We start from the raw sequence: 21,738 nt of genomic DNA on the forward strand, positions 1-21,738 counted from the left end.
CTGAACAAGCTCCATTCTTCATTTAATCTATGATTAAAAATACGATAAATAAAAAAATCCCGAAGCGCTTAATTCGGGATTTTTTCATTTAAATCTTAGGGCAATATTTAAAGGCTTAGAAAAAGCCCATATAGAACTGCTCTTTTAATACTTTTAAAATCAACTCGATCGCATCATTTTTACGATCTTTTCGATAGCTCGCATACAGACCAATGGTCGGCAAGGGTTCAACTGTACTTTTAACCAATATTTTATCACCGAGCAATGGAATGACATAAGACGGCACCAAACTCCATCCCACGCCCATACCGACCAAATTGACATTTAACAAAATATTCGTCGAATGCTGTACCAAGTTCACATTCAGTTTATTTTGCTTAAAGAAATCTTGAATAATTCGGTATAGCTCAGGTGATGAGTGTTCATCGCTAATAATAAAATCCTGATTATTCATGTTTTTAATGCTGATATGCCGCTGTTCTGCAACAGGCGAATTTTTCGGTACAATCAGCGCCAAAGGCTCAGTAAAAATCTGAACAAATTCTATATCAGGGCTTTCTTCGACATAACGGGTAAAGGCAATATCAATCTCTCCCTTACGCACTGCACTGATCTGATCGACATCCATTAAACTATGAAAATGAATTTTTAACTCAGGAAACTGAGCTCGAATATTTGGCATGATATAAGGAAAGACCTTCATTTCAGCCACAGGAACAAAGCCGATATTCAGTTGTTCTTTACTGAGCTGCGCGATTTGACGCGCATCTATCATGGCTTTTTCAGCATGCTCTAAACTCAAACGCGCTTCTTTTAAAAAGGCCTGACCTTCTGCAGTCAGCTCAACTTTTCGGTTGGTTCGCATCAATAATTGCACCCCAACTTCCTGTTCTAGGTCTTTAATTTGCTGACTTAAAGAAGGTTGCACAGTACACATTCGCTGCGCAGCCTTGGTAAAATTTAGCTCTTCGGCAACCGCAACAAAATATCGTAGATGTCGTAATTCCATTATTCAGCTCCTAAAGCACTGCGTTTAAATTGGTTTGCCACGAATAGACGATACATCCACAAAGTGAACAGCACCATCACCGCACAAAATAAATAGGTTGCCTGAAATCCAAAGTATGCAATCAGCACACCCATAATGACCGAACCGACAGCAAGGCCAATATCAAACAAGGCAAAAAAGGTGGATATTGCATGTCCTATTCGGGCTTTTTCTACCGTTTGAATCGCGACCGTTTGCAGGCATGGGAACACTGAACCGTAGCCGATGCCCATAAAAACTGCCGATATCCAAAGCACCCATTGATTCGTGAGAAAACTCACAACCATCAAACCAATGGCAAAGCAAATAAAGGATGGATAGATGACTGCGCTCGGGCCTTTGCGATCATAAACTTTGCCAACCCAAGGACGGACGATCAACATCGATACGGCAAAGACAATAAAAAAGATACTGGTATAAGCGAGTAAATGCTTCAACTCTGCATAAGCGGTGATAAAACTCATCACACTCGAATATGCAAATGCGGTCAGCAATGCCACAAAACTGATGGCAAGTACCCGTGTTTCTATCACATCACGCCATTGGATGGCTGCGGATTGGCTCGCTTGATCACTTGATTTATGCTGTACGTGTTCTTGTATTTGAACCAACCACGTAAAAATATAGCCCACTGCAACCAATAAGGCTAATACAGCAAATAAGGTACTAAAACTGCTGAATTGAATCATACTCAGCGCTAAAAATGGCCCGATCACCACGCCTAAGTTGGTCGACATGACAAAGTAGCCCATGCCTTCGCCCTTTCGATGATCTGGGATGTAATCATTTACGATGGGAACATTGACCGTGGTTAATATACTGAACCAAAAACCATGTAAAAAACGAATGACCAACAACGACCACATGCTGTCAATCCACAAATAACTCAGCGCAAAAACGACAAAGATAAAGCCTGAAATACGTACAGAATTGGCTTTACCAAAACGCTCAATGATCATGCCGGAAAAGGGACGAATCGCAATGGATGACACCAAAAACAGCGTTAAAGCCATACCCGCTTGCTGAATCGAACCACCCAATTCTTTCATAATATAAATGGGCAATATGGTCAGCAGCGCAAAGTAATAGCTAAATAAAAACAAGTTATTACACAGACAAAAAACGAAAGACTTGTTCCATAGCGATGCCTGATGTTGAGTAGTCATGAGGTCATTGTCTCGCTGCTACGCGTGGCTTGGGACTGCGTAAAAATCGGGTTTAGCGCCAACTGCACCAGTCGCTTGATATAGTCTTCATCTGGCTGGGTATTAAAGAAAATGATCTGATAATGAATCGGGCCATACAACATGTCCAATATGAGTTCGAAAGGATAATCCGCGCGAATTTCGCCTCGTTGAATGGCCAATTGGATCAGCTCACGTGTCGCTTCTCGTCGAGGTAACAAATACTGTTTAAAAAACTCACCCGCTGCTTCACGATGCTCCGCCAATACAACCAGCAATGCTCGACCCACGTGCTGATTTAAAGCCCGTGATAGTTTGAGCAATTGTTGATTTAGATTGAACTCTAAACTTTGTGATAAATCGAGTTCAAACACCGACGCGGTGTGCGCTTTAAAAGCATCGAAAACCAGATCGGACTTATGCTTCCACCAACGGTAAATCGTCGATTTTCCCACGCCTGCACGAGCCGCAATATCTTCAATGGTCATGCTTCGATAATCACTTTCCGCTAAAGCATCTGTGACCGCTTGTAAGATACATTGCTTACGCCGAGAAGTTTTTTCAGTTTCACTCATAATTTAAAAACGAAACGCTACGTATCGTTTTATATTAAACAGTATTGGACTGAATGACTATCTTTAACTGAGCTTTGAAGGATAAACTTTAGTCGCACACTCGGAATTCAAATCCCTATTGCACTATCCAAAAGAATTTCAGAATAAAAAAGATCGCCTAAGCGATCTTTTCAAATATTCAGCCACCAAAGTGATTAGCTTTGTGTCGACTTTTTATAAATACTGCAAGAAGGATGATGATTTTCCTGTAAACGTGCCACTTTACGTTGTTCCGCAGCTTCGAAACGACAACGTTTCCAGTCATTATCTAGATTCAATGCTGGAATTTGTTTCGGCTTACCTTGATCATCAACAGCGACCATTGTGAAATAGCAACTATTGGTATGACGTACTGTACGTTTTTGAATGTTCTGCGCTTCAACACGAATACCAATTTCCATTGAAGTACGACCAACATGGTTCACACTTGCAAGGAAAGTCACTAACTCACCCACGTGAATTGGTTCTTTAAAATTTACTTTATCGACTGATAGTGTCACCACGTAGCTACCAGAATAGCGACTTGCACAAGCATACGCGACTTGGTCTAACAATTTTAGAATCGTTCCACCATGCACATTACCCGAAAAATTCGCCATGTCAGGAGTCATTAAAACTGACATCGATAATTCTGACTGGTCGTCTAGTGCATTCGCAATTTGATCTAATGGGGACATCTTGTTTCTCTAGACTCGTGATATAACAATGATTAATGTGATTATTATATAGATTTTAATCAAAATTAAATGTTCAAATCGGCAAAAAAACCATCATTATTATTTATAGTGATCATACCATCATTCAGTAAAATATATATCGATAACGATATACACCCGATAAACAAGTATTTATCGCGCTATCTATCAGTTTTTTTTAATCCAAGCTATGCTGTGTTTTATATTTAAAACATATACATTAAAACGCGTTGTTCATCGATTCAACATAGCACGGCATTAAACTTAATCTTCTAAGACTTTTAACATCTCGAAAGATACGTTGTCATAGCTGGTTTTTTGTCCACCATCATTGGTACTTTCTAGCGTGTAAGAATTATCTACATGTACATGAGTGACAATAAATACGTTATCTTCCATCATCGCAAGCTTTACTTTTTGTCCTACATCAAGCGTTTTCATCTACAGCCACCTTTAAAATATTTATTGGTTTTAAGTATTAATAACCTGATGATATTCTAAACACTTCAACAGTATTGGTAAACGTAAGCACATGAATAAAAACGCTAATATAGGTATATACTCTTAAAATCTACGTAAAACCAATTAATATGATTTTCTTAATTAATTTCAAATAATTAACTGTATATTTTCTTATTATTACGATTTTTATATTTGGCAAATCTTTTGATTAAGACCTAAAACCAATCAACATCCAAGATATTAATGATTACTAGATACTATTGAGCATGGGAAAAGCTGAGAGCAAAAATTAAAATGCTTTGCTGAAATAAAAATGCACCCTGAGAGGTGAACAGGATGCGTTTAAATTTGCGAATCGTATCAGCCTAGTCTTTGGCTGCTAAATAAGGAATATGATGTCCCTTGCTATATTGATGTTCAGCATAAACCCGAGAAATCTCTCCAAGTTTTTCTAAGGTCGCCTCTTCACCTGCAAGCATCGTCGCTTCACGCCCTTTCACATCAAATATATGTGCTTTTTCACGTAAATCAGGTTGAATCACAATGTCTGCTCGCTTGAGCTCTTCTTGAGCTAAACGATTTTGCATAATATTGATATTTTGGTTAAACAAGCCCCAAACATTCGACGTTTCGGTATGAATTGGTCGTGCCAAAATATCCACCGCAATAATAATATCTGCCCCTAAATCGCGTGCAACGTCCACAGGAACTGGACTGACCAAGCCACCATCGACATATTCAGTGTCTTCAATAATCGTTGGAATAAACATGCTCGGAATCGACACCGAAGCACGAACGGCCTGTCCCGTATTACCATAGTTGAACACGACTTTTTTGCCATCCTTTAACTCGGTTGCCACCACATACATTGGGGTTTTTAGCAACTCTAAAGGCACGTCATCAACTTGCTCATTAATATAATCTTCAACTTTTTTACCGTCAAAAAACCCTTTTTTGTCCAAACGTATTTCTCGAACATCATTGGCTTTCATATTTAAGGCGATATCTCTTAACTCATTGGCACTTTTACCTGAAGCATAGATTGAACCCACAATGCTACCCGCACTGGTTCCAACAATAAAATCTGGGTGTATTCCCTGCTGTTCAAGTATCTGAATGGCGCCTATGTGTGCATAACCACGTGCCCCACCACTCCCTAAAACCAACGCAACAATCGGACGCTTTTCCTGCTTTTTCACTTTTTTAAAGTCAATGCGGTTATTCGCCACTTGAGCAGGTGCTGCTGTATAAGTTCGAATTTGTGTGGATATTTCAGCGCTGACCTTTTTTGAGCCTACACTTTGACAACCCACAAGGCTGATTGCGAATGCAGTCATCAAAACAGTTATGCTTTTCATTGAGAGATATTCCAAATGCAACTCGAGATTTGAAGAGAAAAAGTAGTCTAATCAGTCCACATTCACGTCACTGTTATTATTCGTTAATGCCTCTGACCGATGCACATTATATTGACATACAACCTAGAAAGTCATTGGCTGTCAAAGTTTCAATGTTTAGCAGAATTTCCACATCAGGATTCAAGCCCTTATCTAGCAAAAAAAGCCCCGATAACGGAGCTTTTTAAAGTTAATTTTTGACTTTACCAAATATCGGAATTAACGCGATCCTTATATTTTGGATGTTCATCCATTTTAAATACTGGCTCTTTTACACCCCGTTTTAACTGTGAGGTGTAGTCTTTCATCAGCATCAATAAGAATGGCGTCAGCAATAAAATCGCAAAGAGGTTAATACTCGCCATCACGCCCATGAAGAGATCCGCTAAGTTCCAAATCAGTGGCACACTCATGATTGAGCCAAAGTACACCATCATGAGGACGACTACGCGGAATATAAACATGACCTTAGGATTGTTATTGATAAACTGCACATTACCTTCAGCATAAGCATAGTTACCGATTACTGAAGAATAAGCGAATAAGAACAAGATTATGGCAAGGAAGTCATCTCCCCATGCGCCAATCTGGCTTTCAAGCGCCATTTGCGTCAAAGCAACACCCTCAAAGCCTGCATTTTCATACAAGCCAGATGCCAAAATAATGATCGCCGTACAGGTACACACTACAAATGTATCGACAAAGACACCGAGCATCTGAACTAGGCCTTGATTGACCGGGTGTTTAACATCTGATGCTGCCGCAGCATTCGGAGCAGAACCCATACCCGCTTCGTTTGAGAATAATCCACGCTTAATGCCTTGCATCATCGCCATAGAAACCATAGCACCGAAGAAACCACCAGCCGCAGCATCAAACTCAAATGCTTTGCTGAATATTAACTGGAAGATATCAGGCAAGATCGCAAAGTTAGCAAAAGCGATATAGAGCGCGACTGCCAAATAAAGTAATGCCATAAATGGAACAAAACGTTCTGCCACTTTTGCAATACGCTTAATACCACCAAAAATAATCAGCGCTGTTATAAAGACAAGGAATAACCCTACCCATGAAATTTCAAAACTAAAACTGCCCAAACTCAATACTAGATTGGCTTTATCCCAACCCCAAGCATGTGAAGTTGCACCCGTAATGGCATTGGCTTGTACTGCATTAAACACAAAGCCATAGGTTGAAATCAGCGCAATCGCAAATACTACACCCAACCATTTTTGGTTTAAGCCTTGGGTAATGTAATAAGCTGGTCCACCGCGGAATTGCTGATTTTGCGTATCCCGTACTTTAAAAAGTTGAGCCAAAGAAGATTCAACAAATGCAGAACTCATCCCTAAAAATGCCGTCATCCACATCCAAAAGACTGCACCAGGCCCACCAATAGCGATTGCAATTGCAACACCGGCCACATTACCCACACCGACACGACTTGCTAGACCAGTTACAAAAGCCTGAAATGGTGTAATACCATGATCATCATCACCTTCCTTTCGGCTAGATTTCATCACTTTCATACTGTGAATGAATAGGCGAATCTGGACTGCACCTGTTACTACAGTATAAAAAATACCAACAGCAACCAAGAAGACAACAAGGAAATCCCAAAGTGGGTCATTAAAAACTTTAATCCACCCCAACAGGGTTTCATTTAATTGTTCATTCATATTCAACCCTAGTTTTAAATGGTCAAAAGTATGAAAAGCTCTTTTCTGAAGAGCCTTTCTAAATTAAGCAAAGAATTTAAGAATTAATTGAATAACTGTTGCGTTAATCAAATCAACAAAAAATGCGCCACATAAAGGAACGATTAGGAAAGCCTTATGAGATGGACCATACATATTGGTAATGGCTTGCATATTTGCAACTGCGGTAGGTGTTGCCCCCATACCAAAACCACAATGACCCGCCGCTAAAACCGCAGCATCATAATTTTTGCCCATTACACGGAAAGTGATAAACGCAGCATATAGTGCCATTGTTAATGTTTGGGCTCCCAAAATCACAACTAATGGTCCTGCAAGATCTGATAGCTGCCATAGTTTCAACGATAATAGTGCCATTGCTAAGTACAGTGATAATGAAGCATTACCAAATACATCAATTGCACGATCAAATATTTGTACGCGGAAAATACCTTCTAATACATTACGTAAAATGACACCACCAGCTAAAGCCCATACAAATGTCGGTAATTCAAACATCGTACCTTTACTGAAAGCCGTCATAAAATCAGCAAATGCTAAACAGCCAGCAAATAAGCCCAAAGTCGTAATTGCATTATCTGCGGTAATTAAACGAACACGATGTGGATATTCAAAAGGTACATATTCTGTTGAATTAATATCAGCTAGTGGTGTGTTATCACTACGCTCAATTTGCTCATTCGTGCGCGGAGTTGCTAGGCGATAACGATTAATTAGCAACTTAGCTAATGGGCCACCAATAATACCACCAATGATTAAACCAAAAGTTGCACTTGCCATACCTAAAGCTAATGCACCTTGTATACCGTGTTCAACTTCAAGAATTTCACCCCATGCACCAGCTGTACCATGACCACCTGTCAACGTAATTGAACCTGCAATCAAACCAATCAGTGGATCAATACCCAATAAAGTGGCAAGACTGATACCAACGACATCCTGCACAACAATGAAAGAAGCAACGGCTACCAGAAAAATAACAAGACCAATTCCTCCTTCTTTCAATTTGGCAAAGTTTGCGCTTAAACCAATGGATGCGAAGAAAATCAGCATAAAACTGGTTTGTAATTCACTACTCGTAGTAATGCTATAACCCCAAATGCTATGTACAACCAATGAAATTATTGCAGCAACCAAACCACCAGCTACGGGCTCAGGAATATTGTAACGCCTCAAAAAACTGATTTTATTTACCAGAAAACGTCCTAATAAAAGAACGAACACCGCCGCAATTAAGGTATAAAATGCGTTAAAGCTAAATTCCATAATAATTTGTCCAAAATGGTTAGAATATTTATTAGTCCAATTAATAGAAATTAGTAGCGTTTATTAATTAAAATACAATTCCAATTTGTAAATTTAACTAATAAATCAGGCTACCAGCTATTCATTGCCAATCATAAATATTCATCATCTGATTCAAATATGTATGCCTGAGTTAAAAGAAGTGAAAACTCAATTCGACAAAACAAATCCATAAAAGCAGTTCATGCTTACTAAACCAACACTTACTACAATATTCACATCATAGATGAAATACATAAAATCAAATGCTGATTAGAAAAGTCGCACATTATGCGTGGAGAACAGAGAAATTTCATTAATTTTAATTACAAAAAGTTTTATTTGCTATAATTTAAAGTTATATCTGTTTGTTTTTACTAAAATGTATTCGCATTTTTTATCTATATAAAATATTAAAGATTTGAACATGATGCCATGTAGGACGTGATTAAATGAATGCTTTAACCAGTACGACATCATGACTCAGGCGATTTAGTGATTCCATCTGCTTAGTGCTATGGGTTAATTTGCGTTGAAAAATCTCCTGTTTCAACAAAAAAGCCTGAACTGAGTCAGGCTTTTTTGATTGATTAGATCAGTAGTTTGAGCTTAGAAGCTATATTTAGCCATTAAGCCTACACGGTTATCATTGTACGAGTTACCATCAAATGCTTTACGCTTACCGTTGATATATTCAACACCTAATTCAACTGGCTTAACTGGTGCATAGATAAAGTTAATCCACGCTTGTTGAACTTCTTCGTTTGCGTTCTCGTTATCCTCATCATTTGCATATGCACTGCCATCATCAGCAAACAATGCGCCGTACGCTAAAGTTGAACGTAGTTTTTCATTGAACTTATAAGTGGCGCCTACTTGCACCGCAGTAAACTTATTTTGTTCAATATTGCCGTCAACTACAGAATAAGCACTGTTTGCGCCATATAAGTAGTTGCTGTTACCTTCAGCATATGAAACGTCACCGTTCAATTTCAACTGATCAGTTACTGCATAGCTTGCGCCAGCTGCAATACCAAAACCTGTTTCAGTATCATCTGCAGCTTTCGATTTATAATTTTCGACTAATGCACGTGCAGATGCTGTACCTTTGCCATCAGCAAAGCCCTGGGTCAATTTTGCAGTGATATTTGGTACGCGGTAAGAAAGATCACCCGCAGCTGTTGCCTTACTATCACCTTCTTCAGCAGCTACAAATAATTGTGTTTGCGGTGCAAGTTTTACGTTGTAACGCACTTGTGGCAAACGAGTTGTACCACCGCCCACGTTAGTAGCAAAATCAATCATTTCTGGTGCATGGCTAGACAAGAAGTTTGATGTGGTCTGACCAAATAACCAGTTGTTAAAGGTTAAATAACCATGACGTAGACGAATAGTTTCGCCACTTCCATTGAAATCGACCTCGATTTTACCGCCCACTTTATCATCACCACCGACGGGTGCTGTAAAATCTAAACCAAAACGTGTGGTTTTTGCAGTTGCGCGAAGTTTATCTCGTGCTTCTTCTTTAGACGTATGTACGTTGTTAAAGTCGTTATCCGCACCTTCAATAATATAGTTCGCATCACCACGAACAAAACCGTAAAGACTTACATCTGCACCTGTTTTAGATTTTAAGCTTGCAGCTGGGGTAGCTGGTGGCGGTGCAACAGGACGCGCTTTAACTTGCTGAATCTCTGTTTGTTGCTGTTGTTGAACTTGCTGCTGCGCTTTAATCAAACTTTTCAGTTCTGCAACTTCTGCACGTAATTGTTCAATTTCAGAAGTATTGCTGCCTGCATGAGTCATTGAGACCGTTGCCAAACTCATGGCAACAACAAGGGTTTTCATTGGGTGGAATACAGTTTGAGTTTTCATCCTAAGCTCTCTATTGTCCTGTCATTGTTGTATACCCTAAATCCGGGTGCTTTGTTATTCAGCTATTTGAGCGGACAAATTTAAAGCTGCATATCCGTGCTTTAGTCGCATTAAAGCCCCAACTTGCAGCCCCCAATAACGAAATACTTGAAAGCAAAAAGCAAAACCGCTGAATCCATCACTGAAAATAGACTGAAATATTTAGTTAAAATTCGGACTTAGCCGATTCAGATGGCAAAAAATCTCAATATTCATACCTTAAAGGTAAAAATCCATACCCTGTAGATATGCAATAAAAATGATAAAATCCGACATATTACCGATAGAGACATTCACAATGTATTTATCCAGCATAATGTAATGTATTTAATGCAAATAATACTTATTTAACAATTATTCTATTTCGTTAGATTAGGACAACAATGATGCGCAGTTTCATTAATTATTTTCAAGTGGATGATTTCTTAGATATAAGTTTCGAGAAAATAGAAACTGACCTCACAATGGGAAAATAGCACAATCATTCATAGTTATGGATGATGAACATTTATAATGAATGACGTGAATATTTGATCAATAATACACGTACATTGATGACTGACGTATAAACAAAAGCAGCTAAACGTCATCACCCTCATTCAGTTCACCCCATGGCTGAAGCTTTTAAACTACGCATGGTGAACATTGCAATAACCACAAACAGCAACATAATCAGGGCCATATTGATCAGCGCTGACCATACTAAAAAGTTCAAAAACACTCCAGCCAATAGACCACAGGCAAATTGCATACTTCCCATGATTGCACTGGCTGTGCCAGCTCGTGAGCCTTGTTCAGACATCGCCAAAGCCATGGCATTTGGCCCAGTGAAGCCAATTGATGCAACACATAAGAACATGCCCAACATTACAACAATGATAGAGGGAAGATTAAATAATCCTGCCGCCAATAAGATCAGCACACCACACAATTGAAGTGCATTACCCAAGTGCAATCGATGGCGAACATCCAGTCGATTTGCAAGTTTCTTATTGAGGGTCGAAAACACCATAATCCCTAAAGCATTCGCACCAAATACATAAGCAAATTGCTGTTGGCTCAGACCATAACCATCCATTAAAATGGCAGATGAGCCACTGATATAACAAAATAAAATCGCGCCAGAAAAACAGCCTGTGAGCATCGGTTTGCGGAAACTTGCATCCTGCAAAATGGCACTATATAAGCCTAAGACTTGTTTCAAACTTAATTTTAAGCGCCGCTCAACAGGTAGGGTTTCTTGAAAGAAAAAATGTACGCAGAAAAGACAAAAAATACCGACAAGCACTAATACCGCAAAGATGTATTGCCATTCAAACACCTGTAACACCCACGCGCCTAAAGTAGGTGCAATGATTGGTGCAATTGTTGTCACGATCATCATGCTGGCAAAGGCTTGAGCAGAAGCTTGCATACTTAAGCGATCACGAATTGCAGCACGGGCAATCACTACACCGACACAGCCACCCAACGCTTGCAAAACACGAGCAGCGATCAAACTCCATTCACTATTGGCAAAGACACACAGAAAACCGGCACAAATATATAAAACCAAACCGAAATATAGCGGTGTTTTACGCCCAATACGGTCGCTGACTGGCCCATAAATTAACTGCCCAATCGCCAAACCCAAGAAATACGCTGGAAGACTATTGGCCACTTGTTGGGTTGTGACACCAAAATCGTCGGCCATTTGAGGTAAAGCCGGCAAATACATATCGATTGAAAGTGGCCCTAAAGCAGTCAGCAATGCCAACAAGACGATCCAGCGTTGAGAAAATTCCTTTTGTGATTCGACGCTTTTCATAAGAATAATTCATTTATCGCAAGCAAGTTTTGCAGACAAGTTTACACTGCACATAGTATTATTTCTTGGCTTCAATGTGAAAATTCACACGATACACATTGCTTACTGCCCCATCGCTTTAGCAAAGGAAAAATTTTGAACGCCTGGCTCGCACGACTGAAACAAGCAACCTATAACACGACCTTTATGTATAACTTGCGCATGGTCATTGCCTTCGCAGGAACAGCCTTTGTCCCATATTTTTTAGATCAGCAATTAATGACCATTCCCCTCACTTTGGGTGTGGTGGCCGCAGGTCTGAGTGATATCGATGACCGCTTTTCAGTCCGTGTGCTCAATCAAATTTATACCTATATCGGGTTCTTTGTTACTGCGGTATCCATTTATCTGTTGTTCCCGCATCCGATCTTATTTGCATTGGGCCTGATTGTGTCTTGTATCGGTTGGATTCTTTTGGGTTCATTGGGTCGTCGCTACGCCACCATTTCTTATGGCTGTTTGGTGATCTCCGTGTATTCCATGCTTGGGGTTGAACTTTTTGAAAATTGGTATACACAAGCAGGTTTATTGGTCATCGGTGCGATGTGGTACGGACTGCTTTCGACTTTGAGCTTTCTGCTGTTTCCTGTGCGTCAAGTTCAGGACAAATTGGCCCAAAGCTATTCGTCTCTAGGTGACTTCTTATTTGCAAAATCTAACTTGTTTGATGTCGATATGACACCAGAAAGTTATCAGCAAAGTTTGATTGAGCTATCGCTAGAAAATGGCAAATTAATTGGCATTTTCAACGATATGAAAACGGCCTTATTAACGCGTTTAAAAGGCGACCGTGGACAAAAAGATACGCGTCGTAGCCTGCAATATTATTTTGTCGCGCAAGACATTCATGAACGTGCCGATTCCGCGCATATTGATTATCAAAAATTGACCCGTATTTTTGAACATAGTGATATTTTATTTCGCTTTCAACGTGTGCTTTCGATTCAAGGCAAAGCCTGTAAAGATTTAAGTATCAGCATCTTACAGCGAAAACCCTATCATCATAATCAACGTTTTAAACATGCGTTCCACAATCTAAAACTGTCACTCGAAAAGCTGCGTGAAGAGCAAAAATACGATGAGGTCTGGATCAACTCTTTATTTGCTTTATACCAAAACCTAAAAGGCATCGATGCGCAATTACGTAATGTCGAAACCGAGCGTTATATTGACCGACAAGCCCTGATTGAAAATCGTTTAAAAGATGATGATTTAAAAGGTTGGGACGACATCGTCATTCGATTCAAACAACATTTGAGCCCTGAATCGGTGCTGTTCCGTCATGCTGTGCGTTTATCGACTGTCTTATTTATTGGTTATATTTTTGTCCAAGTGACCAATATCAGTTATGGCTATTGGATTTTATTGACTGCCCTGTTTGTCAGCCAGCCAAACTTTAACGCCACCAAGCGCCGCCTCTATTTACGTATCATTGGCACCTTGGTCGGAATTATTTTAGGTTATGCGATTTTATATTTTGTTCCTTCTGTCGAAGGTCAGTTACTGCTACTCATTTTAAGTGGCGTGCTGTTTTTTGAATTACGTAGTAAGCAATATGCACAAGCCACTGCATTTATTACCATTTTGGCGCTGATCAACTTTAACTTAGATGGCATGGGTTTTGCTGCAGCTATGCCGCGTATGATTGATACGCTCATTGGTTGTGCCTTGGCATGGTTTGGTGTGAGTTTCATTTTCCCAGATTGGAAATTCCGTCGCCTGCCTCGGACCATCAGCCGTTCTATTCAAGCGCAGTGTGATTATTTGGCCGAAGTGGTTGAACAATACAAATCTGGTCGTAATAACGGGTTGAATTATCGTGTGGTCCGTCGTGCAGCCCATAATACCGATGCAGAAGTAGCTTCACTGATTTCCACCTTAGCCACCGAACCCGATACCGATCCGACTCAAAAAGCTTTAGCCTTTGAGTTTTTGTGCCTCAATCATACCTTTATTAGTTATATCGCGGCCTTAGGTGCGCATCGTGAAAAAATTCAAGACCAACAGGTCTTAGCCTTATTGGATAAAGCTGCGGATGACATTCAAGGTGCATTGCTACGTGACGAAGTTCCAGACTTATCTGCGCAAAATATGTTGCAAGAAATCCGTCAGCGTTTGTCACAAAACAGTGAGGAAGATCAGAAAGCCTTAATTGTGCTACAACAGCTTTCTTTGATGTTTAACGTGTTGAACCAATTTAGCCAATTGAAACAAAATCTCAGTCATGAGCATGATCAGGCATCGACTGAACTGGCTTCGCTATAATTTGGATGATTTTGGAACAATATACTCACTGAATTGGTATAAATAATGCTAAACTTTTTACAGTTTTAAATCTGTTACTTTCACTATGACCGCAAAAAATTTATACGCCTACACGCTAGAGCCAGTGGCTTATGAAATTTCTGAAGAAGAACAACGTTATGCTCAACTTGTTCTGTCTCGCAGTAACTTCAAAATTGGCAAAAAAGCATGGCTAATTATGGGTGCAATTCTTGCACTGGCACTCTTGGGCCTCATCTTTATTAAGAACTATTCAACAGTATTTTGCTGGGTAGCTATTGTCTGTGTCGTGATTTACTTCCTTGTGCGTAAATTCGGTATCGAATGGTATGCGAAACGCAAACTGAACGAAGTCCCTGTACAAGAAATTAAAGGCATCCGTATGGGTGTTCAGCCGCATGGGATCTCTATGCAGCAACGTATGGGTGCAAACATGGGGACGATGACTGTCGGTTGGAAAGACATTCATGAATGGTATGACACCAAAGACTTCATCCTTTTGAACTTTAAAGTAAAGGGTCAAGACGGCGCATACATCTTGCCTAAACGTATGGATAGCAAGAAGTTTCCATTTTCGACCATTCGTAAACATTTAAATGAAACTGTAGGCCCTGCTAAAGCAATTTAAGCTAAACAGACATTTATGTATAAAAAAACCTCCGCTTTTTGGAGGTTTTTTTATCTGTTTAATTTTTGAATAATTATTGATAATTACAATAATGAGAATGAATATTACTTACTTTTTCCACATTCTCTACTACATCATCGTTTATAATTCGTCGCAATTCAGCAACCTTTTATCAATATTAAATCCATCATGTTTAAGAAAACCCTTTTCCAGATTCACTGGTTCTTGGGGATTAGTGCCGGCTTAATACTCTCGCTCATGGGGGTTACAGGTGCCATTTATTCCTATGAACAGCAAATACTTAAAGCAATCAATCAGGACAGTTATGTGGTTCAGGCTCAACAGCAACCTAAACTAACCCCTGCTGAGCTTTATCAGCACTTTAGTCAGTCTGATCCTGACATGAAAATTAACAGCATCTCTATTGCCTCAGATGCTACCGCCTCAAGTACCGTGAATATTGTCAAAGAAGGTGCTCGTCGTGGCTATAACATGATGGTTAACCCCTATACAGCCGAAGTTTTACCTGAAATCAAAGGTCAAAAATTCTTCCAGTTTGTACAGCAGCTACACCGTAATTTAACTGTTGGCCCTGTTGGTAAACAAATTACCGGCGCATGTACACTCATGCTGATTTATTTTGTATTGAGTGGTTTATATCTGCGTTGGCCCAAAAGACATTCTGTTAAACAATGGCTTGCAGTAAAACCAAAGCTTAAAGGTCGTAATTTCCTATGGGATCTACATGCTGTCGTCGGCACATGGGTGATTATTTTCTATCTCATGTTGGCATGTACAGGCCTGTACTGGTCTTATGACTGGTGGCGTAATGGCATGTTTAAAGTCATGGGCGTTGAACGTCCACAGCCCCAGTTACAAGAAGGTCCAAAACCGAATGGACAACCTGCTGAACAGGCGGGTGCAAAGCAAGGTGGTGAAAAACAAGCCACTGAGGCAAAACAAACTCATGGCGAACACCAAGCACGTTCTGAAAGAAACCCTACAACGTCGAGTCCCTCTGAACACGGCGCTCAAGAAAATAAACATGGTGCTGAAGGTCGCGGAGAAAAACGTGGTCTAAAACCAGAACAAGTGAATATTACCCTTACGCAAAGTTGGAATGGCTTTAATCAAAATATTGGTCGTGAATACTCAAGTGTCACTTTTAATATTCCGAAAAAAGCCAATGGTGAATTAGAAATTAACTTTGTGGATGCCGTCCCTCAACATGAACGTGCTCGCAACAAAGCGACTTATAACTACAAAACGTCTGCTCTCACCAATATCGAGTTATACGAAGATAAAAAGCTAAATGAAAAAATCATGACCAGCATGTTGCCTGTACATCGCGGTAGTTTCTTCGGACCGATTTATCAGTTCTTTGTGGTTATTGCATCCCTCATGATGCCGCTGTTCTTTGTCACAGGATGGATGCTCTATCTCAAACGTCGTAAACAGAAAAAACTGACACAGCAAGCCCGTCAAAGCTTAGCACCAGTTACCATCGACCCAAATGCACAGCCTTGGTTAATTTGCTATGCATCACAAACAGGTCAGTCTGAACAATTGGCATGGCGTACAGCAACAAGCTTACAAGAGGCTCGTCAGCCTGTCACAGTGAAAGCTGTTCAGCAACTTTCAGCAGATGACTTAACGCAAGCCGCTCAGGTTTTATTTGTTGCAAGTACCTATGGCACTGGGGAAGCACCTGACCTTGCTTCAAGCTTTGAACGTAAACTGATGGCACAAGGCCTCGATTTGAGTCATGTTCAGTTTGCCGTATTAGCTTTAGGTTCTAAAGAATATCCTGATACTTTCTGTAGCTTTGGTCATGCGATTCATCGTTGGATGCAGAGTAATGCTGCGAAGCCCCTGTTTAACACGATTGAAGTCAATAATGGCGACACCCAAGCCATTCAAGCATGGAATAGTGCTTTAGCCAAAGCGACTAAACTTGAACTTCAGCACATGCAAATTGAAAAAACTTTTGATGCATGGACATTGACCAAACGTGATCTACTCAACCCGAACAGTTTAGGTGCACCTGCATTTAATATTGAGTTAAAACCGCAACATGAAGCCAACTGGCAAGCGGGTGATATTGCAGAGATTCAGCCGGGTAATAGTGCTGAACGTATTGCAAACTTCATGCAAAAGTACCAGATTCAGAGTCAGCAAGTGGTTGATTCTACTCAGCAACGCATTGAAGATGCATTATGGGATCGTAACCTAAATACGGATGTCGAACCATTTGCCAACCTTGATCATTTGCTTGAACAGCTTCCACCGCTTCCAACTCGTGAATACTCGATTGCCAGTATTCCAAGTCAGCAAGTATTACGCTTAGTGGTGCGTCAGCAATCCAATGCGGATGGTGAGCTTGGTTTAGGCTCTGGTTGGTTAACACAACATGCTGCGATCAATAGCACACTACAACTGCGTATTCGTACCAATGAATCATTCCATCTGATTGCAGATAATCGTCCTGTGATTTGTATTGGTAACGGTACAGGTATTGCTGGTTTACTCAGCCTGTTACATACACGAGTTCGTCAAGACTATACGCAAAACTGGCTGATTTTTGGTGAGCGCCAACGCGCACATGATTTCTTTTATCAAGACATCATTGAAGCATGGCAAAACACAGGCTTAGTACAACGCATAGACCTCACCTTCTCTCGTGATCAAATGGAGAAACGCTATGTGCATCATGAGCTACGTGACCAATCGACCTTATTAAAATCATGGGTAGAACAAGGTGCCGTGATTTACGTCTGCGGTAGTATCAATGGTATGGCAACGGACGTTGACCACGCATTGATTGATATACTAGGTGAAGATGTTGTTGCTGAACTGCGTCAAGCTGGGCGTTACCGTCGTGATGTTTACTAAGTAAGATGTTTTCCAATAAATAGTCCGAACTCAAAACCAGACCTCGTGTCTGGTTTTTTTCACGCTATACTTGGGCCAAATACGGATACTGCTTTAATTTTTTGCATGAAAAGAATACTACTGCTTTGTGTAGGTTTGCTGCTCTGTGTAGATGCCATTTGGTTGCTTACATTAGATAAAATTCATTTAGGCATCCTTTTACCCTTAGTCATTGGGTGTATTTTTCTTTTATCCGGACTATTTTCGACGCAAATCCACAATATTTTAGATCAATACCCTAAACTCAAAAGGCTCTGGCGTGCTACATGGTGGTTGTTTTGGCTTTGGCTATTGAGCCTTTTACTGTTTTTTGCGTATTTACACTTCAATAGCCAGCAATCCAAGCCATTTACTTCCGTCCAAGCCATCATCGTTTTGGGTAGTGGTATTGAAAATGGTCAACCCTCTCCGACCTTAAAGGCGCGTCTCGATGCCGCAGCACCGTATGCCTTGCAACAACCCAATACTATTATGATCATGACGGGTGGTTTAGGCTTTAATGAAAAAATGACCGAATCCTCTGTCATGAAGCGCTATTTACTTCAACACTATGACATTTCAGCGGCACGTCTATATGAAGAAAGCAAAAGTACCAGTACAGAGCTCAACCTGATCAACAGTAAAATGATTTTAAAACAACATCAAATTTCGCTTGATGCCCCCATTGCAATTGCCAGTAGTGACTTTCACCTTCCACGTGCAAAAGCAATTGCACAAAAGTTAGGCTATACACAGGTGTATACCATTGCAGCGCCTACACCGCTGTACATCCGCTACAACTCTTGGTTACGTGAATATTTTGCCTTTTTGAGCGGTTTTGTACTCAATGAATATTAAAAAAGCCCTTGTTTGATCAGTAAACAAGGGCTTTTTATGCTGTGAATAAACCATTAATTTAAACGAATGTTACGTGGCAAAGGAATTTTAAGGTTTTCAAAGATTTCTGGGCGCTGTTGATAGACTTGATATAAATAATTTTTAATATCTAACAGCATCTTTTCAGGCGCAACCAAAATATTTTGCCCTTCTGGGGTCAAATCTAAAGATACCGTAGTGCTCTCGCTGCGTAAAAACGGAATGACTTTTTCGATAAAGTCTTTTAATGAAATTTCCTGAATTTCATAATTGGACCAATTGTCTTTAATTAATAAACGTGCCAAACCACGATTTTGCCAAATGGCGAAGGAACGCTGACCTGTAGGTGTCGCACAAAGTGCCCAACCATCTTGATATAACGCAATCACGCCACCTTGAGCGACCATATTTTCAATAAATTGTTTATAGGTTTCTTGAGGATTGTAATTTGTAGTTTGAGTTTTAGACGCTGCCTTGCGCTGATATGGATTTCTCATAGATCACATACAATATTAAAATTATTATAGAGCGGATTCTATGTAAATCAGAAAATTTAGGCAAGCTTTTGGGGAAAGAAGATTCTATAAAAGAATATGGTGGGCGCTGACGGGATCGAACCGCCGACATTCTGCTTGTAAGGCAGACGCTCTACCAACTGAGCTAAGCGCCCTGAGCGAAGAGTAACAAAGCGAAGCTTTGTCTGAGCGCAAGAGAAAAATCAAAGATTTTTCTAAAGGCATTCTCTTGAACAGAGATTTTTAAGATAAATGGCGCAGCGGACGGGACTCGAACCCGCGACCCCCGGCGTGACAGGCCGGTATTCTAACCAACTGAACTACCGCTGCATCACGTAGTTTCTTTCGAAACACAACCTATATCTTAAAAGATATGGTGGGCGCTGACGGGATCGAACCGCCGACATTCTGCTTGTAAGGCAGACGCTCTACCAACTGAGCTAAGCGCCCTTAAAGGGTACAACAATTATATTCTTTGTAATGGCGCAGCGGACGGGACTCGAACCCGCGACCCCCGGCGTGACAGGCCGGTATTCTAACCAACTGAACTACCGCTGCATCGCAAAAAATATGGTGGGCGCTGACGGGATCGAACCGCCGACATTCTGCTTGTAAGGCAGACGCTCTACCAACTGAGCTAAGCGCCCTCAAAAGGTCTATCATGTAAATGGCGCAGCGGACGGGACTCGAACCCGCGACCCCCGGCGTGACAGGCCGGTATTCTAACCAACTGAACTACCGCTGCACTTACACAATGTCGCTATTGTGGTTCAAACGAATTAAGATTTAAAGTGGCGCAGCGGACGGGACTCGAACCCGCGACCCCCGGCGTGACAGGCCGGTATTCTAACCAACTGAACTACCGCTGCACTCTAAATATCTTAACACTGAAAAGGTTTGGTGGGCGCTGACGGGATCGAACCGCCGACATTCTGCTTGTAAGGCAGACGCTCTACCAACTGAGCTAAGCGCCCTTTTCAAAACATGTTCATCGTTTGATGAGGTGCATTATAGAGAATCCTCACGGTCTGTCAAACGCTTTTCTAACTCTTTTCCACTTTTTCTGTTTGAGTGATTAAAAAATAAGTTATATTGCGGAAAAATCAGTATTTTTGAACATTTTTTAGCTATAAACCTGTAAATTTATTACTAAAAATATGACTTATATTCTGCATCATTCACATAAAAAACAGTTTTTCGCGTGGACTCATAACTAATCATTCAGCGAACCGACGATTAATTCATCACATACACTACATTCTAAAACACCACAGTGTACAAAATACATTCAAACACGATTTTCTGTTAGTTTGCGAGCATTAGTCCTGACAAAAAAACGCCTTTCAAACTCACTTTAATTTTTCAAATCTTTGTTTTGATGCCATGAACTTCGGTTTTCATGGCTTGTACTTTTAACGACGTGTTCAATGTTCAGTGATGTAAACCAGCGCATTTAATGGAATCAATTGATAAAGTTCTACAACATCGCTGTTTCGCATGCGAATACAACCATGTGACATCGGTATCCCCATAGGCTCGCGATCTGGTGTGCCATGAATATAAATATAACGTTGATAAGTATCACAGCCCTCACCTGCATTAAAGCCGGGTTCTAAACCACTGAGCCATAATATTCGAGATAAAATCCAATCCCGATCAGGGTGTGATGCAGCAAGTTGCTCGTCGTAAACCTCTCCGGTCCACTGACGTGCTTTAAAAACTGCATTTTGAGGTTGTTGTCCACCAAACTTTTCAGCGACTTGATGCCAACCTCGTGGGGTCTTACCACTATTTTCCTGTTCACCAATGCCATTTTTACCCGATGAAATGGGGTAAAACTTATTTAGCTTCGGCAAAGTTAATGTTTGATCTTTCAAGTTAATCAGGATATCTGCTTGATCTTGGGTATATTTAGACATGCTTTTGCTCTTTCTGCTTATCTTTATCTTCTTGTTTAGTCTGCGGCGATGTTTCAATAGTCCTAATCTTATTTGGCTCTGGTCGTGTCCATAACCAAATGCCAACAATCAACATGGTTAAGTCAGTGAAAATCTTGACGGCAATCGGTGCAGAAGTAAAAAGCATAATCAGACCACTCACAAACATCATGATCGATGCAAACCATTTTGCTTTGCGTGGGACTGTGCCATTTTCGCGCCAAGCGCGTAAGGTTGGCCCATATTTAGGATGATTCAATAACCAAGCATCCATTTGTGGCCAGCCTTTTGAAGCTGCCCATGCCGCTAATATTAAGAAGACTGTCGTGGGCATTCCCGGCAATAAAGCCCCTATAAAGCCTAAAATGACAAAGACAACCACTAAGCTTCGCCAAAACAACGTCTTCATACCGCTACCCTGAACTTT

The 21,738-nt window shown here is 40.5% G+C and carries 17 protein-coding genes and 8 tRNA genes; 4 read left to right on the forward strand and 21 right to left on the reverse strand.

Annotation, left to right across the window (positions count from 1 at the left end; genetic code table 11):
- Positions 1-115: 115 nt before the first annotated feature.
- The 10 genes from FTU62_RS03000 to FTU62_RS03045 all read right to left on the reverse strand — a co-directional run bounded on the left by FTU62_RS03000 (position 116) and on the right by FTU62_RS03045 (position 12,123).
- Positions 116-1,009, reverse strand: coding sequence for a LysR substrate-binding domain-containing protein (locus FTU62_RS03000; RefSeq protein WP_180034494.1), 894 nt, complete (start codon positions 1,007-1,009; stop codon positions 116-118).
- Positions 1,009-2,214: an MFS transporter gene (locus FTU62_RS03005; protein WP_180101799.1), complete on the reverse strand. Its 1,206-nt coding sequence runs from the start codon at positions 2,212-2,214 to the stop codon at positions 1,009-1,011. The genes FTU62_RS03000 and FTU62_RS03005 overlap by 1 nt, the downstream gene beginning before the upstream one ends.
- The gene (locus tag FTU62_RS03010) at positions 2,211-2,807 is read right to left on the reverse strand and encodes a TetR/AcrR family transcriptional regulator (RefSeq protein WP_180101800.1); all 597 of its coding nucleotides are present in this window, start codon (positions 2,805-2,807) and stop codon (positions 2,211-2,213) included. The genes FTU62_RS03005 and FTU62_RS03010 overlap by 4 nt, the downstream gene beginning before the upstream one ends.
- Before the next feature lie 194 nt (positions 2,808-3,001).
- Positions 3,002-3,523, reverse strand: a complete 522-nt coding sequence (locus tag FTU62_RS03015) for an acyl-CoA thioesterase (protein WP_078192241.1) — start codon at positions 3,521-3,523, stop codon at positions 3,002-3,004.
- Between the two features lie 282 nt (positions 3,524-3,805).
- On the reverse strand, positions 3,806-3,982 hold the full coding sequence (locus FTU62_RS03020; RefSeq protein ID WP_171263721.1) for a hypothetical protein: 177 nt from the start codon (positions 3,980-3,982) through the stop codon (positions 3,806-3,808).
- 386 nt (positions 3,983-4,368) lie between these two features.
- Entirely contained in the window at positions 4,369-5,361 is a 993-nt protein-coding gene (locus FTU62_RS03025) for a patatin-like phospholipase family protein (protein ID WP_078192242.1), read from the reverse strand.
- A 242-nt stretch (positions 5,362-5,603) separates the two neighbouring features.
- Positions 5,604-7,079, reverse strand: a complete 1,476-nt coding sequence (locus tag FTU62_RS03030) for a sodium:alanine symporter family protein (RefSeq protein ID WP_180101801.1) — start codon at positions 7,077-7,079, stop codon at positions 5,604-5,606.
- Positions 7,080-7,142: 63 nt separating this feature from the next.
- Entirely contained in the window at positions 7,143-8,384 is a 1,242-nt protein-coding gene (gene gltS, locus FTU62_RS03035) for a sodium/glutamate symporter (RefSeq protein ID WP_180101802.1), read from the reverse strand.
- Positions 8,385-9,011: 627 nt separating this feature from the next.
- Complete coding sequence (locus FTU62_RS03040) at positions 9,012-10,277, reverse strand: DcaP family trimeric outer membrane transporter (protein ID WP_180101803.1); 1,266 nt, start codon at positions 10,275-10,277, stop codon at positions 9,012-9,014.
- 643 nt (positions 10,278-10,920) lie between these two features.
- A complete protein-coding gene (locus tag FTU62_RS03045) occupies positions 10,921-12,123 on the reverse strand; it encodes a multidrug effflux MFS transporter (RefSeq protein ID WP_180101804.1) in 1,203 nt (400 codons plus the stop codon).
- A gap of 135 nt (positions 12,124-12,258) precedes the next feature.
- Between FTU62_RS03045 and yccS the strand changes: the two genes are divergently transcribed.
- The 4 genes from yccS to FTU62_RS03065 all read left to right on the forward strand — a co-directional run bounded on the left by yccS (position 12,259) and on the right by FTU62_RS03065 (position 18,841).
- On the forward strand, positions 12,259-14,427 hold the full coding sequence (yccS, locus tag FTU62_RS03050; RefSeq protein ID WP_180034501.1) for a YccS family putative transporter: 2,169 nt from the start codon (positions 12,259-12,261) through the stop codon (positions 14,425-14,427).
- 85 nt (positions 14,428-14,512) lie between these two features.
- Complete coding sequence (locus FTU62_RS03055) at positions 14,513-15,073, forward strand: YcxB family protein (RefSeq protein ID WP_078191438.1); 561 nt, start codon at positions 14,513-14,515, stop codon at positions 15,071-15,073.
- A gap of 189 nt (positions 15,074-15,262) precedes the next feature.
- Complete coding sequence (locus FTU62_RS03060) at positions 15,263-17,965, forward strand: sulfite reductase flavoprotein subunit alpha (RefSeq protein WP_180101805.1); 2,703 nt, start codon at positions 15,263-15,265, stop codon at positions 17,963-17,965.
- A gap of 105 nt (positions 17,966-18,070) precedes the next feature.
- Positions 18,071-18,841 carry a YdcF family protein gene (locus tag FTU62_RS03065; protein ID WP_180101806.1) on the forward strand — a complete coding sequence of 257 codons (771 nt, stop codon included), beginning with the start codon at positions 18,071-18,073 and terminating at the stop codon, positions 18,839-18,841.
- Positions 18,842-18,894: 53 nt separating this feature from the next.
- Here FTU62_RS03065 and FTU62_RS03070 read toward each other — a convergent pair whose 3' ends face one another.
- The 11 genes from FTU62_RS03070 to FTU62_RS03120 form a co-directional block, all read right to left on the reverse strand.
- Positions 18,895-19,356: a DUF2750 domain-containing protein gene (locus FTU62_RS03070; RefSeq protein ID WP_180023173.1), complete on the reverse strand. Its 462-nt coding sequence runs from the start codon at positions 19,354-19,356 to the stop codon at positions 18,895-18,897.
- Between the two features lie 97 nt (positions 19,357-19,453).
- Positions 19,454-19,529 (reverse strand) — tRNA-Val (locus FTU62_RS03075).
- 98 nt (positions 19,530-19,627) lie between these two features.
- A tRNA-Asp gene (locus tag FTU62_RS03080) sits at positions 19,628-19,704 on the reverse strand.
- Between the two features lie 44 nt (positions 19,705-19,748).
- Positions 19,749-19,824: transfer RNA gene (locus FTU62_RS03085), tRNA-Val, on the reverse strand.
- 31 nt (positions 19,825-19,855) lie between these two features.
- Positions 19,856-19,932, reverse strand: a tRNA-Asp gene (locus FTU62_RS03090).
- Positions 19,933-19,945: 13 nt separating this feature from the next.
- A tRNA-Val gene (locus FTU62_RS03095) sits at positions 19,946-20,021 on the reverse strand.
- Positions 20,022-20,042: 21 nt separating this feature from the next.
- Positions 20,043-20,119 (reverse strand) — tRNA-Asp (locus tag FTU62_RS03100).
- 47 nt (positions 20,120-20,166) lie between these two features.
- Positions 20,167-20,243: transfer RNA gene (locus tag FTU62_RS03105), tRNA-Asp, on the reverse strand.
- A 29-nt stretch (positions 20,244-20,272) separates the two neighbouring features.
- Positions 20,273-20,348: transfer RNA gene (locus FTU62_RS03110), tRNA-Val, on the reverse strand.
- Positions 20,349-20,798: 450 nt separating this feature from the next.
- Positions 20,799-21,293, reverse strand: coding sequence for a cell wall-recycling L,D-carboxypeptidase ElsL (gene elsL / locus FTU62_RS03115; RefSeq protein ID WP_180101807.1), 495 nt, complete (start codon positions 21,291-21,293; stop codon positions 20,799-20,801).
- Complete coding sequence (locus tag FTU62_RS03120; RefSeq protein WP_180101808.1) at positions 21,286-21,720, reverse strand: YbaN family protein; 435 nt, start codon at positions 21,718-21,720, stop codon at positions 21,286-21,288. Before FTU62_RS03120 ends, elsL begins: the two co-directional genes overlap by 8 nt.
- Between the last annotated feature and the right edge of the window lie 18 nt (positions 21,721-21,738).

The sequence above is a fragment of the Acinetobacter sp. YH12126 genome, assembly GCF_013418745.1.
Classification (GTDB): domain Bacteria; phylum Pseudomonadota; class Gammaproteobacteria; order Pseudomonadales; family Moraxellaceae; genus Acinetobacter; species Acinetobacter amyesii.

Excerpts from the sequence above, each read along its gene's own strand:
- FTU62_RS03060 (WP_180101805.1), top strand. The coding sequence starts at position 15,263 with ATGTTTAAGAAAACCCTTTTCCAGATTCACTGGTTCTTGGGGATTAGT.
- gltS (WP_180101802.1), bottom strand. The coding sequence starts at position 8,384 with ATGGAATTTAGCTTTAACGCATTTTATACCTTAATTGCGGCGGTGTTC.
- FTU62_RS03040 (WP_180101803.1), bottom strand. The coding sequence starts at position 10,277 with ATGAAAACTCAAACTGTATTCCACCCAATGAAAACCCTTGTTGTTGCC.
- FTU62_RS03070 (WP_180023173.1), bottom strand. The coding sequence starts at position 19,356 with ATGAGAAATCCATATCAGCGCAAGGCAGCGTCTAAAACTCAAACTACA.
- FTU62_RS03000 (WP_180034494.1), bottom strand. The coding sequence starts at position 1,009 with ATGGAATTACGACATCTACGATATTTTGTTGCGGTTGCCGAAGAGCTA.
- FTU62_RS03045 (WP_180101804.1), bottom strand. The coding sequence starts at position 12,123 with ATGAAAAGCGTCGAATCACAAAAGGAATTTTCTCAACGCTGGATCGTC.
- FTU62_RS03030 (WP_180101801.1), bottom strand. The coding sequence starts at position 7,079 with ATGAATGAACAATTAAATGAAACCCTGTTGGGGTGGATTAAAGTTTTT.
- FTU62_RS03015 (WP_078192241.1), bottom strand. The coding sequence starts at position 3,523 with ATGTCCCCATTAGATCAAATTGCGAATGCACTAGACGACCAGTCAGAA.
- FTU62_RS03010 (WP_180101800.1), bottom strand. The coding sequence starts at position 2,807 with ATGAGTGAAACTGAAAAAACTTCTCGGCGTAAGCAATGTATCTTACAA.
- FTU62_RS03065 (WP_180101806.1), top strand. The coding sequence starts at position 18,071 with ATGAAAAGAATACTACTGCTTTGTGTAGGTTTGCTGCTCTGTGTAGAT.
- elsL (WP_180101807.1), bottom strand. The coding sequence starts at position 21,293 with ATGTCTAAATATACCCAAGATCAAGCAGATATCCTGATTAACTTGAAA.
- FTU62_RS03025 (WP_078192242.1), bottom strand. The coding sequence starts at position 5,361 with ATGAAAAGCATAACTGTTTTGATGACTGCATTCGCAATCAGCCTTGTG.
- FTU62_RS03120 (WP_180101808.1), bottom strand. The coding sequence starts at position 21,720 with ATGAAGACGTTGTTTTGGCGAAGCTTAGTGGTTGTCTTTGTCATTTTA.
- FTU62_RS03055 (WP_078191438.1), top strand. The coding sequence starts at position 14,513 with ATGACCGCAAAAAATTTATACGCCTACACGCTAGAGCCAGTGGCTTAT.
- FTU62_RS03020 (WP_171263721.1), bottom strand. The coding sequence starts at position 3,982 with ATGAAAACGCTTGATGTAGGACAAAAAGTAAAGCTTGCGATGATGGAA.
- FTU62_RS03005 (WP_180101799.1), bottom strand. The coding sequence starts at position 2,214 with ATGACTACTCAACATCAGGCATCGCTATGGAACAAGTCTTTCGTTTTT.